12 protein-coding genes and 1 pseudogene are annotated in these 14107 nt (G+C 71.7%); 9 read left to right on the top strand and 4 right to left on the bottom strand.

Annotated features, from left to right (window positions below):
* Positions 1–104 precede the first annotated feature (104 nt).
* The 5 genes from ACFWZH_RS01945 to mltG all read left to right on the top strand — a co-directional run bounded on the left by ACFWZH_RS01945 (position 105) and on the right by mltG (position 5491).
* Positions 105–512: an SAV_915 family protein gene (locus ACFWZH_RS01945; RefSeq protein WP_384424313.1), complete on the top strand. Its 408-nt coding sequence runs from the start codon at positions 105–107 to the stop codon at positions 510–512.
* Between the two features lie 15 nt (positions 513–527).
* On the top strand, positions 528–1985 hold the full coding sequence (lysA, locus tag ACFWZH_RS01940; RefSeq protein ID WP_384424312.1) for a diaminopimelate decarboxylase: 1458 nt from the start codon (positions 528–530) through the stop codon (positions 1983–1985).
* Between the two features lie 326 nt (positions 1986–2311).
* Positions 2312–3025, top strand: a complete 714-nt coding sequence (locus ACFWZH_RS01935; protein ID WP_384424311.1) for a FadR/GntR family transcriptional regulator — start codon at positions 2312–2314, stop codon at positions 3023–3025.
* Positions 3026–3244: 219 nt separating this feature from the next.
* Positions 3245–4534, top strand: a complete 1290-nt coding sequence (locus ACFWZH_RS01930; protein ID WP_384424310.1) for a CynX/NimT family MFS transporter — start codon at positions 3245–3247, stop codon at positions 4532–4534.
* A gap of 126 nt (positions 4535–4660) precedes the next feature.
* Positions 4661–5491, top strand: coding sequence for an endolytic transglycosylase MltG (mltG, locus tag ACFWZH_RS01925; RefSeq protein ID WP_384424309.1), 831 nt, complete (start codon positions 4661–4663; stop codon positions 5489–5491).
* 268 nt (positions 5492–5759) lie between these two features.
* On the opposite strand, the gene ACFWZH_RS01920 is transcribed toward mltG, so the two are convergent.
* The 4 genes from ACFWZH_RS01920 to ACFWZH_RS01905 form a co-directional block, all read right to left on the bottom strand.
* Entirely contained in the window at positions 5760–6479 is a 720-nt protein-coding gene (locus tag ACFWZH_RS01920; RefSeq protein WP_384424629.1) for an ABC transporter permease subunit, read from the bottom strand.
* A 76-nt stretch (positions 6480–6555) separates the two neighbouring features.
* Positions 6556–7467 carry an ABC transporter ATP-binding protein gene (locus ACFWZH_RS01915; RefSeq protein WP_384424308.1) on the bottom strand — a complete coding sequence of 304 codons (912 nt, stop codon included), beginning with the start codon at positions 7465–7467 and terminating at the stop codon, positions 6556–6558.
* Positions 7468–7516: 49 nt separating this feature from the next.
* Positions 7517–8428: an ABC transporter permease gene (locus ACFWZH_RS01910; protein ID WP_384424307.1), complete on the bottom strand. Its 912-nt coding sequence runs from the start codon at positions 8426–8428 to the stop codon at positions 7517–7519.
* Entirely contained in the window at positions 8418–9479 is a 1062-nt protein-coding gene (locus ACFWZH_RS01905; protein WP_384424306.1) for an ABC transporter ATP-binding protein, read from the bottom strand. The genes ACFWZH_RS01910 and ACFWZH_RS01905 overlap by 11 nt, the downstream gene beginning before the upstream one ends.
* A gap of 356 nt (positions 9480–9835) precedes the next feature.
* Here ACFWZH_RS01905 and ACFWZH_RS01900 point away from each other — a divergent pair, with 356 nt between their 5' ends.
* From ACFWZH_RS01900 to ACFWZH_RS01885, 4 genes and pseudogenes are all read left to right on the top strand, one after another.
* Positions 9836–10702 (top strand): M24 family metallopeptidase, encoded by an 867-nt coding sequence (locus tag ACFWZH_RS01900; RefSeq protein ID WP_384424305.1) that lies wholly within the window; start codon positions 9836–9838, stop codon positions 10700–10702.
* Positions 10699–12537 (top strand): SDR family oxidoreductase, encoded by a 1839-nt coding sequence (locus ACFWZH_RS01895; RefSeq protein ID WP_384424304.1) that lies wholly within the window; start codon positions 10699–10701, stop codon positions 12535–12537. The genes ACFWZH_RS01900 and ACFWZH_RS01895 overlap by 4 nt, the downstream gene beginning before the upstream one ends.
* A 205-nt stretch (positions 12538–12742) precedes the next feature.
* Positions 12743–12934, top strand: a pseudogene (locus ACFWZH_RS01890) (metal-dependent hydrolase); the annotation flags it as partial.
* Positions 12935–12945: 11 nt separating this feature from the next.
* Positions 12946–13959 carry a MerR family transcriptional regulator gene (locus tag ACFWZH_RS01885; RefSeq protein WP_384424303.1) on the top strand — a complete coding sequence of 338 codons (1014 nt, stop codon included), beginning with the start codon at positions 12946–12948 and terminating at the stop codon, positions 13957–13959.
* Positions 13960–14107: the final 148 nt, after the last annotated feature.

Raw genomic sequence — 14107 nt, 5'->3', positions numbered from 1 at the left:
CGGAGGGGCTCCTTCCCCGGGCATAGCGTCGTCAGAGCCGAGCCCCGGCACATGCGTCATCCACTGGTCCGGGGCCGCCGATGTCCTGTTCGAGGAGCAACGCCGTGTCCCACCATCTGTACGCGGAAGATCCTGAGCCTTCTGATCGTGTCCCGGCCGGGCCTCTCTTCGTCCCCGTCCGGTCGGGCCCCGCGGGCTGCACGGCCCGCCTGTTCCGCACCCCGCTCGGCGGCCGGACGGCCGTCGGCTTCACCTCCGCCCAGCGGCTCGCCGCGGCTCTGGGCGGCGGCCAGCCCTGGGTCAGGCTGTCCGAGCCCGCGCTGCGTGCGCTGGCCGAGCCCGTCGGCGCGACCGTGGTGACCGTCGACCCGCGGCTCTCCCCCGAGGTGTCCCGTACGGCACGCACCCCCGAGGTCTCGCGCCCCTCGCGCACCCCTGAGGTCCCCCGTACGGCGCGCACCCCCGAGGTGCTCCGTACGGCCCGTACGCACCATCACCTACGGGCTGTCTGAGGGAGGCGCGACACCATGAGCCACAGCACACTGCCCCGGACCGCCCAAGAACCCGTCGTTCCGTCGCCGGCCACCGCGATGGCGCCCACTACGGCGTCACCGGCCGCCGGACCGGACGCCCTGCTCACGTCCCCCGAGGGCGAGCCGCCGGCCGCCGCCCGAACCCCCGCCGACCGCGGCCCGCTCGCCATATGGCCCGGCTCCGCGGCGCCGCTCTGCCACGACGACATCGCCGTGGGCGGCGTCCCGCTCACCGAGCTGGCCGACCGCTTCGGCACCCCCGCCTATGTCCTGGACGAGGACGAGGTGCGCCATCGCTGCCGCGCCTACCTACGGGACTTCCCCGACACCGACGTCTACTACGCGGCCAAGGCGTTCCTGTGCCGCGCCCTGGTCCACTGGGTGCAGGAGGAGGGCCTCGGTCTGGACGTCTGCTCCGCCGGTGAGTTGGAACTGGCCGTCACCACCGGCTTCCCGCCCGAGCGGATCGTGCTGCACGGCAACGCCAAGAGCCCGGCCGACCTGCAGACCGCGCTGCGGCTCGGCGTCGGACGGATCGTCATCGACTCCACGTCGGAGATCGCCCGGCTGGCGGCCGCGGTCCCGGCGGGCTCCCGGCAGAAGGTGCTGATCAGGGTCGTGCCCGGGATCGCCGCGGGCGGCCACGCCAAGATCCGTACCGGGACCGACGACCAGAAGTTCGGGCTGTCGATCGCCGACGGCTCCGCACAGCACGCCGTCACCCGGGTGCTCGCCCAGCCGCGCCTCCAACTGGTCGGTCTGCACTGCCACCTGGGTTCGCAGATCACCACCGCCAAGCCGTATCTGTCGGCCGTACGACGGCTGGTCGGCCTGCTGGCCCGGGTCCGTGAGCAGCACGGCGTCGCCCTCCCCGAGCTGGACCTCGGTGGCGGCCACGGCATCGCCTACCGCCCAGGGGAGCCCGTGCTCGACACCGCCGCGCTCGGCGCCAAGGTGCGCGCGGAGCTGGCGAGCAGCTGCGCGGCGGCCGGTCTGCCGGTGCCCCGGCTCGCCGTCGAACCCGGCCGTGCCATCGTGGGCCCGGCCGGTGTGGTCCTCTACCGGGTGCTGTCCGTCAAACGGACCGGCGCGCACACGTTCGTGGCGGTGGACGGCGGGATGAGCGACAACCCGCGGCCCGCGCTGTACGGGGTGCGCTATGCGCCCCGGCTGGTCGGGCGCGGCTCGCTCGCCGCGTCGGAGCCCGTCACCGTCGTCGGCCGGCACTGCGAGGCCGGCGACGTGCTCGCCACCGACGTGCGGCTGCCGGGCGACATCCGGCCCGGCGATCTGCTGGCGGTACCCGTCGCCGGCGCCTACCACCTCTCCATGGCCTCCGGATACAACCTCGTCGGCCGCCCACCGGTCATCGCGGTCACCGACGGCCACGCCCGCCTTCTCGTACGGCGGGAGTCCCTGGCGGACATCCAGGGGCGGGACGTCGGTCTGTAGGGCGGCCGGGGAGCGGTAATCCCGATAGCGGTAATTCTGTTGCAGCGGGGCCCCTTTGGAGCGGTGGTCCCGTTGGAGCGGTAGCCCTGCTGGAGCGGTAATGCCGTTGGGGGGAGCCCCGCTGGAGCGGTAATGCCGTTGTAGGGGGCAGCAGTTGGGCTCCTCGGGGGCGGCGATCGCAGTACGGCCGCCCCCGAGGAGCCCGTCACTGATGCCCGCACCCCGACGGCTTCCATGTAGCATGCATACATCAGTTGTAGGATGACTGGGCAACCGCACCGGGCGGACAGCAGGCACCTACAGGCAGACGGGCGGACGGAACGGGCATGGCACTGCAGGCGGCAGGACGGCAATCCCTCGTGGACACCGTCGTCGAGGCCCTGCGGGCCCAACTGACCGCCGGGGAGTGGCAGATCGGGGACCGCATCCCCACCGAGCTTGCGCTCGCCGAGCAGCTCCAGGTTGGCCGCAACACCGTCCGCGAGGCGGTGCGGGTGCTCGTACACGCCGGAATGCTGCGCTCACGGCAGGGCGAAGGCACCTTCGTCGTCTCCACCGCGGATCCGGGCGACATCATGCGCGGCGTCCAACGCGCCGGCATCCGCGACGTACTGGAACTGCGGATCGCCCTGGAGGCGGAGGCCGCCCGGCTCGCCGCGCTGCGGCACCGGCCGGACGACCTGGAGCGGATGCGGGCGGCCCTGGACGCCCAGGCGGACCTGTCCGACGCGGACGGACGGCCCGACTCCGGCAACCTGGAGCTCTACGCCGACCACGACATCGCCTTCCACAAGGCCGTCGTCGAGGCCGCGCACAACACCGCGCTGACGGCGACCTACGGCTGGTTCAGCAGCTCGGTACGGGAGGCGCTGGTCAACGCGCTCGACGACCAGGCGATGCCGAAGATCGTGCATGGTGACCACCGCGCCGTCATGGAGGCGATCGCGGCAGGTGACCCGGAGGCCGCGGAGCGCGCCACCCGCGAACTGCTGGAGAGACCGAAGCGGGCCGTGGAGGCCCTGCTGGGCGACGGCCACTGAGGAGCCGGTCTACCTCCTGCTCCGGTCTCCTCTCTCCGCTCTTCTCTCTCTCCGCTCTTCTCTCTCCCGCGCCAGTTCCCTACTCCTCCCCGTCCCCCTCCCTTGCCTCTCTCCCCCTGCACTCATCCGACTCCTTCTCCCTTCCTCTCCCCTTCCTTTCCTCTCCCCTTCCTTCCGGGTTTCCTTCGCGGAACACACTCATGACGAGGTAACGCACGCATGTCAGGGTCCAGGCCCCCAGCACCATTGATCGACGCCGAGGAGGACCTGGTCGCGACACCGCCCGTCGCCGCCGCCCGCCGGCGGTTGCGGGCCGTCCACCCGGCGCTCGTGCTGGGCGGGATCGTGCTCGCCGCGCTCAACATGCGGGCGGCGCTCGCCGGGGTCTCGCCGCTGCTCGGCGAGATCGGCGCGCACTTCCACCTGGCCGCGACCGCCAGCAGTCTGGTGACCACGATCCCGCTGATCTTCATGGGCCTGGGCTCGATCGTCGCGCCGAGGCTGGCACGACGATGGGGCACCGAAGCGGCGCTGTGCGCGGCGCTGATGGCACTGTGCGGCGGCATCGTGCTGCGGATCGCGCCGCCGGTGGTGGCGCTGTTCGCCGGGTGTGCGGTGGTCGGCTCCTCCATAGCCCTGCTGAACGTGCTGATGCCGGGGCTGATCAAGCGGGACTTCCCCGATCGGGCCGCGGGTATGACGGCGCTGTATTCGACGGCCATGATCCTGGGCGCCACGGTCTCCGCCGCCTCCGCGGTCCCCCTGGAGAACGCGCTCGGCAGCTGGCAGGGGGCGCTGGTCTCCTGGTCGCTGCTGGCCGCCGTCGCCGCGGTGGCCTGGATCCCGCAGGCGCTCATGGCCCGCCGCGGCACCCGGCACTGTGCCGCCGCAGCCACGTCCGTCCACCAGGCCACGACGGGGCCGCGGCTGAGCCGCTCGCCACTGGCCTGGCAGGTCACGCTGTTCATGGGCTCGCAGTCGCTGATCGCGTACGTGGTCATCGCCTGGATGCCGACCGTCTTCACCGACCACGGCATGGGCAAGGGCGAGGCGGGGCTGGTCTTCGCCTTCAGCACGCTGGTGCAGATGGTCGGTTCGTTCGTGGTGCCGATGCTCGCGGGACGGATGCGGCGGCAGCGCCTGCTGGGCGTGGCGGTGTCCGCGCTGATGGCCTGTGGCGTCGCCGGTCTGCTGCTGGCGCCGGTGGCGGGCGCGTGGCTGTGGGCCGTCCTTCTGGGCATCGGCCAGGGCGGCGCGCTGGGGCTGGCGCTGACGATGATGGTGCTGCGCTCGGGCGATGCGCACACCGCCGCCCGGCTGTCCGGCATGGCCCAGACGGGCGGCTACCTGCTCGCCGCCGCCGGCCCGCTGGCCCTTGGTGCCGTCCATCAGGCCACCGGTGGCTGGACGGTTCCCCTCGTGCTGCTGCTCGGGGTCTGCGCCGGTCTGGCGCTGCTGGGCATGGGCGCGGGGCGCGACCGCAGGATCGGGGACGCGGGCGGGGCGTAGGGCTGTGCGGGCGTAGGGAGGTGGGGACGTAGGGCTGTGGGGACGTAGGGCTGTGGGGGCGTAGGGAGTAGGGGCATCCGGGGGTGCCCCCGCCTCGCTGTACGGCCGTGGCCTACCGTGCCCCCCATGAGCGACGTTCAGCACACCGCCCGCCGGCCAGGCCCGCGGCTCTCCCGCACCGGCTGGCTCATCGTTGTCGCCGTCCTGGCCGCCCTGGCCGTCCTGGCCGTCCTGCTCGTGCCGCGATTGCTGCGCGGGCCGGGGGGAGAGGAGAAGCTGACCGTGCCGGAGGGGCAGCGGGCCACCCAGGTCTACGCCGCCGTCGACAAGGCACTGCGTCTGCCCAGCGGCTCCACCGCGAAGGCCGCCAAGAGCGCGAAGCTCCCGCTGCCCGACGCGGCACAGGGCAATCCGGAGGGCTACCTCTTCCCGGCGACCTATCCGATCCACGCGGACACCACGCCGGCGTCGCTGCTCTCGTACATGGTCAAGACCGCCAATCAGCGCCTGGCCACGAACAAGATCACCTCGTACCGTACGGTCGTGATCGCCAGCATCGTGCAGGCCGAGGCCGATCGGCCGGCCGATATGGGCAAGGTCGCCCGGGTCATCGACAACCGGATCGCCCGGCACATGCCACTGCAGATGGATTCGACGATCAACTACGCGCTGGGCCGCAGCACGCTCAACACCAGCCACGCCGACACCAGGACCGACAGCCCGTACAACACCTACAAGCACGAGGGCCTGCCGCCCACCCCGATCGACAACCCCGGGGCGGACGCGCTGAAGGCGGCCGGTGCGCCACCCGCGGGCGACTGGCTGTACTTCGTCACCGTCAAGCCGGGCGACACCCGCTTCACCGCTGACTACCAGGAGCATCTGCGCAACGTGCGGGAGTTCAACGCCCAGCAGAAGAACGGTGCCAGCGGCGGGAGCAGCGGGGGTGGCGCGTAGGGCGGCGTCGGTCGGGCGCGGCCAGGACAGCGCAGGTAGGGCGGTGGGGCCCGAGGCGGTCCGGGGCCAACTGGGGCACCCGGGGCACCCGGGGCACCCGGGGCACCCGGGGCACCCGGGGACGGTCCCAGAGCCTGTCCGGCCGTGATTCACCGGGCAGTCCGGCCCTAAGCGGTGTCCGGCCTCCCCGGAGCCACCGGATCAGAGCCGCCGGACCGGTCCCAGCAGATCGGAGCCACCGGGCCGGGACCCACCAGATCGAGCGGCTCTACTCCTCGCCCGCCAGGGTCAGTGCCTTCAGCCGGCGGCCCGCGTACCAGGTCGCGAGAACCGTGAGGGCAACCAACAGGCATATCGCGAGGGGCAGTTGGACGTCGGAGGTGATCGCACCCTCCGCGGCCGTGTGCTGGCCGACCGCCAGCGCCCACTGCTGGATGCTGAGGGTCTTCGCGCCCGGGACGAGGGTGCCGACGAGGGCCTCCCAGACCAGGGCGTAGACCAGGCCGAAGACCACGGCGTGCCGGGTGATCGTGCCGAAGAGCAGGAAGAGCGCGCTGTAGGCGACCGAGGCGATGGCCGCCGCTACCGCGTACCCCACCGCTATCTGCTGGCTGTTGCCGTTGAGGAGGAAGCCGGCGAGCAGCACGGGGACTGCGGAGAAGGCGACCGTGACACCTATGGCCACCAGGAGTTTGGTGAAGATGATCGTCGGCCGGGCCACAGGCTTGGCCAGGAGATAGACCACCGAGCCGTCGTCGATCTCCGGCCCGATGGCGCCCGTACCGGCGATGACGCCGATCAGCGGCACCATCGTGCCCAGCGCGAAGCCGCCCAGGATGCCGCCGGCGGTGGAGTCGTCGGCGCCGGCCAGCGTGCGGACGGCCACCGCGATGACCACCAGAAGGGTGGGCAGCACGAAGAGGATCAGGGCCCGCCGCCGGCCGAGCAGGGCGCGGTAGGTGAGCCGGGCGACGGTCGGGTGGAACAGCGTTGCCTTGGGCCCGGCGGGCGCCGGCGGGGCCGTCGGAGTGGTCGTGGACATGCCTCGGAGCTCCTTTCTGGCCTCAGGCCGCGACGAGGTAGGAGAAGACGGATTCCAGCGATTCATCGGAGGGCGAGACCGTCAGCAGTCGGATGCCGTGGTCCCGGGCGACCCGCGGCAGGAGTTCGGTGAAGCGGCCGAAGTCGACCGCCTGGATGCGCAGCGCGCCCTCGGTGAGGTCGACCTCGATGCCGGACGTCGAGGGGTCGGCGATCAGCGCCCCGGCCAGCGCCCGGTCGTTGTCGGACCGGACGAGGTAGCGGTGCGGCCGGTCGGTCATCAGCCGGCGGATCTTGCGGAAGTCGCCGGACGCGGCATGCCGGCCGGCCACCACCACCTCGATGTGCGAGGCGAGTTGCTCGACCTCTTCGAGGATGTGCGAGGAGAACAGAACCGTGCGGCCCTGATCACCCATCCGCCGCAGCAGCTCCATCAGCTGCATCCGCTGGCGCGGGTCCATGCCGTTGAAGGGCTCGTCGAGCAGCAGCACGGACGGGTCGTGGACGAGCGCGGAGGCCATCTTGACGCGCTGCCGCATGCCCTTGCTGTACGTCGAGATCTTGCGGTCCTGGGCGTACTCCATCTCGACGGTGGCCAGCGCCCTGGCCGCCTCCGCCCGGCCGAGGCCGTGCAACTCCGCGTTGGCGACGACGAATTCGCGTCCGGTCAGGAAGTCGTACATCGCCTCGCGCTCGGGGACGATGCCGATGTGGCGGTAGATACCGGCGTTACGCCAGATCGTCGTCCCGTCGAGGGTGACGGAGCCGTTGGAGGGGGCGAGGAATCCGCCCATCATGTTGATGAGGGTGGACTTGCCGGCGCCGTTGGGTCCGAGCAGGCCGGTGACGCCGGGGCCGATGGTCATGGTGATGTCGTTGACGGCGACGACATTGCCGAACCAGCGGGAGACGTGGTCGATGGTGACAGTGCTCATGGGCGCGGCCCATTCCTTCGAGGGGTGGTGGTGGGCGACGGGCGGGCGGTCACAGGCCGGCCTTCCGATAGCGACGCATCAGCAGGCCATAGCTGCCGGCGATGACGATCAGCGTGACGAGGAGGTAGACGAACCCGGCACCGGTCGTCGGCGCGAGACTGTTGGGGAAGGAACTGGTGCCGCCGAGGAAGGTCGACTGCACCCCGTCGATGAGCGTGATGGGGGAGAACAGCCCCAGCCAGCCGACGGCGGATTCGTTGCCCTGAACGAAGGCGATCCCCTGGACCGCGCTCACCGCGGCGTACGGAATGGTGAGGACGGCGATCACGGCGGCGACACCGAAGCCGCGGCGCGGCGTGAGCGCGGAGATGACCAGGCCTATCCCGGCGAACAGCAGTGAGAGCAGGAGTACGGAGACGAGCCCCTGCGCCAGCCCCTTGGTCTGGTCGAGGAAGTCCATCTTCGCCAGCAGCGCCCCGGCGTAGAGGACCAGCAGCGGCGTCGCGGTGAGGATGAACAGGGCGCTCGCCATGGCCGCGAACTTCGACGCCACATAGTCGCCCCGCTCGATCGGGCGGGAGAAGTACAGCGGTATGGACTTGAAGCGCAGATCGCGTGAGACGGACTGCGGCGCCTGGGAGGCGAGATAGAGGCCGATGACGGCCTGGAGGAAGATGGCGTAGCGGGTGTAGCCGACCGGGAGGCTGGCGGCCTTGGTGAACACCGCCACCGCGACCATGATCGTGGCGGGCAGGCACATCACGGCGAAGAGCAACATCGGCAGCACCTTGCTCTTGGCCGAACGGCCCAGGCCGTAGGCGCCGCGCAGGCTCTGCGAGAACAGCGACCGGCGGGCGTAGGCACGGCCCAGCCGCGGGCCGTCGTAGTGGCGGTAGCCGATGTTGTGGATATAGGCGCCGCCTGGCGTGGCGGATACCGAGGTCGTGGGCTCAGGCGACATCGTGGGCGCCTCCGTCCTGGGGGGCGTACGGGGCGCTCGGGGCGCCTGTGGTGACGGCTTCGGCGGCGGCGTGCGCCGCGTCCGCGTCGCGGAAGACCTCGGCGATCTGGTGGCGGCGCTGTTCCATCCGGACCAGGCCCAGCCCGAGCCCGGCGACGGTGTCCCGCACCAGGTCGTAGGTCTCCTCGCCGGCCGCCTCGACGAACAGCAGATGGCCGGGGGAGGCGAGTCCCTCGGCACCGGCGCTGCGGGTGGTCACCGCGACCCCGGCGCCGGCCAGTGCGCCGCGCAGGGCCTCGGTGCCGTCCGGGTGGGCGTCGGTGTCCGTCACCTCGACCACCAGCGAGGTCGTGACCTGCGTGAACTCATCGGTGGAGGAGGAGCGCAGCAGCTTGCCGCCGTCGATGACGACGACGTGGTCGCAGGTGCGCTCCAGCTCGCCGAGGAGGTGGGAGGTCACCAGGACGGAGATGCCGAAGTCGCTGTGGATGCGCCGGATCAGGCCGAGCATCTCGTCCCGCCCGGCCGGGTCGAGGCCGTTGGTGGGCTCGTCGAGGAAGACCAGCTGGGGGTCGTGGACCAGCGCCTGGGCGAGCTTCACCCGCTGCTTCATACCGGTCGAATAGCCGCCGATGGGGCGGTAGCGCTCCTCGTAGAGGCCGACGTGGCGCAGGGTGTCGGCGGTGCGCTCGCGGGCGGCGGTCGCCGGCAGGCCCGACATCCGGGCCATGTGCACGACGAATTCGGTGGCCGAGACATCCGGCGGCAGGCAGTCGTGCTCGGGCATGTAGCCGACCCGCTCACGAATCGCGCTGCCGTCCTTGGTCACATCCAGGCCGAGGACATGCGCGGTCCCCTCGGTGGCCGGGGCCAGTCCGAGAAGGATCTTGATCAGGGTGGACTTGCCGGCGCCGTTGGCACCCACCAGGCCCGTTACGCCGGGGGCGATGTCAACGGAGAGCCGGTCCAAGGCGGTCACCCGCGGGAACCGCTTGCTCAGGCTTTCGGTCACGATCACAGTCACGTCATCGACGGTAGTGGCGTCCGCCACACCGGTCGTCAACCCAGATGCTGGGATCCGCCTCCCCCTGCGGTATTACGGCCCGTAGGGGATCTCCTGCTTCGAGCGGTCCGGCATCAGGGTCGAAGGGCGCGGGACCGCCTGCCAGCAGCGCCGCGGGGCGGAGACGGCGTCGGGGGTGGATCGAGGCCGGGGGAGAGCCGGGGTCGGGCTCAGGCCGGGATCAAGCCGGGACCGAACCGGGTCGGGGCGCCGGTCCGCGGCGGGCCGGTCCCCTGGTCGGTGCGTGCGCACCTCTTGACGCAGCCGCCGGTCATTGTCACATTCATCAGTGTCAAGTTACGGGCACGTACCGCGATGAACTGCTCACGGACGGACGGTTGGCGATGGCCTCAGTCACCTCAGCGACCTCAGCAGCAGCCGGAGAACTCACCGCTGAGCTAAGGGGGTTCAGAGAGGTCCAGCGGCTCGCCTATGCCTGTGCGGAAGCAGTGGCCGCCCAGCTCAAGCCCGGGGTCACCGAGCGCGCGGCGGCGCGGATGCAGCGCGAATGGCTGCGCGAGCGCGGGGTGCGGGACTGGTTCCATCTGCCGTTCGCCTGGTTCGGCGACCGCACCGCCTTCGTCAACTTCCGCATACCGCTGCAGTTCTTCCCCACCAATCGCGAACTGGAACCGGGGATGGCCTTCATCCTCGACATGGCTCCGGTCCACAACGGCTTCACGGCCGACATCGGCTACTCCGGCTGCCTCGGCCTCAACCCCGTGCACGACCGGCTGCTCGCCGACCTCGAAGCCCACCGGGAGCTGATCCTGCGCGAAGTGCGCGAGCGGCGGCCGCTGCGGGAGATCTATGAGGACGTCGACCGGCTGATGGTGCGGCAGGGGTACGCCAACCGCCACCGCGCCTACCCCTTCGGCGTCATCGCGCACAAGATCGACCGGGTCAGGCAGCGCCGCTGGTCCCCCACTCTCTTCGGGTTCGGCACCCAGTCCCTCAAGGGGCTGGCCTCCGACGCCCTGCACGGCCACCGCGACGGCTGGTCCCCGCTGTGGAGCCCGTACACCTTCTCCGACCACCCGCCGCAGCCGGGGCTGTGGGCGGTCGAACCCCACCTCGGGTTCCGGGGCACGGGCGCGAAGTTCGAGGAGATCCTGGTCGTCACGGACTCCAAGGACCCGCAGGAGAGCGCCTTTTGGCTGGACGACGATCTGCCGCACGTGCGGCGCTGGCAGGAGGAGAAGGCCGCATGAGCACGGGAAGCGAACGGAACAAGGGCCGGGGCCAGGGACAGGTCCGCGGTCGGGAAAGCGCGCCGGGGCAGGGCTCGGGGCTCGCCGGGGCGACGGAACGCCGGGTGCGTACCGGCGGCGTCGAGCTGTGCGTCGCCGAGCTGGGGGATCCGGCACAGCCCACGGTGATGCTGGTGCACGGCTACCCGGACAGCAAGGAGGTGTGGTCCGAGGTCGCCCGCGGCCTGGCCGACCGCTTCCACGTGGTGCTCTACGACGTCCGGGGCTGCGGCCGGTCCACCGCCCCGAAGCCGCTGCGCGGCGGTTTCACCCTGGAGAAGCTGACGGACGACTTCCTGGCCGTCGCCGACGCCGTCAGCCCCGACCGGCCGGTCCATCTGGTGGGCCACGACTGGGGTTCCGTGCAGGCCTGGGAGTTCGCCACGGTGCGGCGTACGGAGGGCCGGATCGCCTCCTTCACCTCGATGTCGGGACCCTCCCTGGACCACTTCGGTCACTGGATCAAGCAGCGGATGGCGCGCCCCACCCCACGGCGGGCCGCCCAGCTCCTCAACCAGGGCGCCAAGTCCTGGTACGTCTACATGCTGCACACCCCCGTGCTGCCCGAGCTGGCCTGGAAGGGCCCGCTCGGCAAACGCTGGCCGCGGATCCTGCAGCGGGTGGAGAAGGTACCGGGCGGCGACTACCCCACCGCGTCGCTGCCGACCGACGCGGCGCACGGCGCCTGGCTCTACCGCGACAACGTCCGCGCCCGGCTCCGCCGCCCGCGCGCCGACGCCTATGCGCACTGTCCGGTCCAGCTCATCACCCCTACCGGAGACGCGTTCCTCTCCCAGCGGCTCTACGACGACCTGGAGCAGTGGGCGCCCCAGCTGGTACGGCGCACCCTCCCGGCCAAGCACTGGGTGCCCCGCACCCGTCCCGACCAGCTCGTCTCCTGGATCACCGAATTCGTCACCGCCAAGGAAGAGGGTGATCCGGCAAAGCAGATCGCGGCGTCGGGCACCTACGCCGACCGGTTCGGCGGGCAGCTGGTGCTGGTGACCGGCGCGGCCAGCGGCATCGGCCGGGCGACGGCGTTCGCCTTCGCGGAGGCCGGCGCACGGATCATCGCCGTCGACCGGGACGCCGAGGGCGCGGCCCGGACCGCCGACATGTCCCGGCTGATCGGGGCCCCGCAGGCCTGGGCGGAGGTGGTCGACGTCGCCGACGAGGCGGCGATGGAGAAGCTCGCCGACAAGGTCGACGCCGAGTACGGCACCGTCGACATCCTGGTGAACAACGCCGGCGTGGGCCTGTCCGGCTCCTTCCTTGAGACCAGCACCGAGGACTGGAAGAAGGTGCTGGACGTCAATCTGTGGGGCGTCATCCACGGCTGCCGGATCTTCGGCAGGCGGATGGCGGACCGCGGGCAGGGCGGCCATATCGTCAACACCGCCTCGGCCGCGGCCTTCCAGCCGTCGAAGATGCTGCCCGCGTACAGCACCTCCAAGGCGGCGGTCCTGATGCTCAGCGAGTGTCTGCGCGCCGAGCTGGCCGGCCAGGGCATCGGCGTCTCGGCCATCTGCCCCGGACTGGTGAACACCGGCATCACCGCCAGCGCCCGCTTCGCCGGTGTCTCGGCCGAGGAGGAGAAACGCCGCCAGACAAAGGCCGCGCGGATGTACGGGCTGCGCAACTACCCACCGGAGAAGGTCGCCGACGCCATCCTGCGTGCGGTGGTCCGCAACCAGGCGGTGGTGCCGGTCACTCCCGAGGCACGCGGCGCCCATCTGCTGTCCCGCTTCGCCCCGCGTGCCCTGCGCGCCCTCGCCCGCATCGAGCCACGGTTGTAACAGCGGCCCGCCCGGCCCCGTCTCCGGACCCGCACCCCCGCGGGTCCGGAGTCCGGATCCGGGGCTCGCAGAAGGGTCAAGGCCCCCGAGAACGGATGACTGCGCACGTCAGGAGTCGCGCATGAGGACCGCGTACCAGCGGGAGAGCCAGCACCAGCACCAGCACCAGCACCAGCACCACGCGATCATGTCGCGCCCGGTGTCGCGCAACGGCCTGCGTCCCACCCGGCATGAGCTGGGAGCGGCGATACCGCGGTGTCTGCGGCGGTCGTACCATCCCTCGCAGGAAGGGCCGCTGCGCACGGCCGTCGCCCACCTGGCGTCCTCCCAGGCCGCGCCGGCCGCGGCGGGTGCGGTGGGCCGGGCGACCGTCTCGTCACGCGCGGCCATCTCGTGAGGAGCACCGCAGTGACCGAGCAGCCGCCGACGGCCGCACCCCGCACGGCCGAATACCGCATCGAGGACCTGGCCCACATCAGCGGCGCCACGGTCCGTACGATCCGCGCCTACCAGGACCGCGGGCTGCTCCCCCGCCCCGAACGCCGCGGCCGCGCCAATGTCTACGGCGATGCCCATCTGGCTCGGCTGCGGCAGATCACCGATCTGCTCGACCGCGGCTACACCCTCGCCAGCATCAAGGAACTCCTCGAGGCCTGGGACGCCGGTCTCGACCTCGGCGGGGTCCTGGGGCTGGTCGCCGAGATCGACGGGCCCTGGACCGACGAGAAGGCATCCCGCATCAGCCGCGCCGATCTGAGCGCTGCCTTCGGGGGCGTCCCCGACGAGGCGGCGGTCACCGAGGCCGTCGAACTGGGCATCCTGGAACGTGTCCCCGGCCGGGACGACGAGTTCCTCGTGCCCAGCCCGCAGGAGCTCGCCGTCGCCGCCGAACTGCACTCCGCCGGCGTCCCCCTACCCGCCATCTCGGGTCACCTTCGGGAACTGCGCGGCCAGGTGGAGCACATCGCCGCCCGCTTCCTGGACTTCACCACCGAGCATGTCTTCCAGCCGTTCCTGGACCACCCACCCACCGATGCCGAGGCGGCGGAGGCCGCCGCCCTGGTACGCCGGCTGCGCCCACTGGCCCAGCAGACCATCGACGCCGAACTCGCCCGCGCCATGCGCACCTTGGCGGCCCGCCATCTGCGCCGTCACCTCAACGGGGCGCTCCTGGAAACGGAGCGGAGGTCCCCCGGGACGCCCGACGTCCGGCCGGTCGCGGACCCCCGTCCCGCGACCGACTCGGAAGCGGCCTCCGAGGCAGTGGTGCTGCCCGCCGAGGCGGTGCGGGCCGTGCGGGCCCTGGTGGGCGCGGAGAACACCGCCGCGTTCATCACCGCCGCCGCCCGCCGCGAGGTGCAGGCCCGCACCATGGACGCGCTGGTCTCCGCCGAGTGCCGCCCGGACGCCCCCGAGGCATAGGGGCTCCCTGGTCGAAGAGAGAGCCCCGGGCCTGCCCGGCCGGGCCGGAGCGCGGCTGACACCTCGGCCTCCCCGCGCCCGTTCTCACCCGCTCTTCAGTTGTCAAGAATCAGTCGAGCGCGGCCGCTCCACGCCCCAGGCCGCTCGC

The organism is Streptomyces sp. NPDC059008 (genome assembly GCF_042749045.1).
GTDB lineage: Bacteria > Actinomycetota > Actinomycetes > Streptomycetales > Streptomycetaceae > Streptomyces.
The sequence above is the reverse complement of the archived record's forward strand: the minus strand, read 5'-3'. Positions and strand labels throughout refer to the sequence as shown.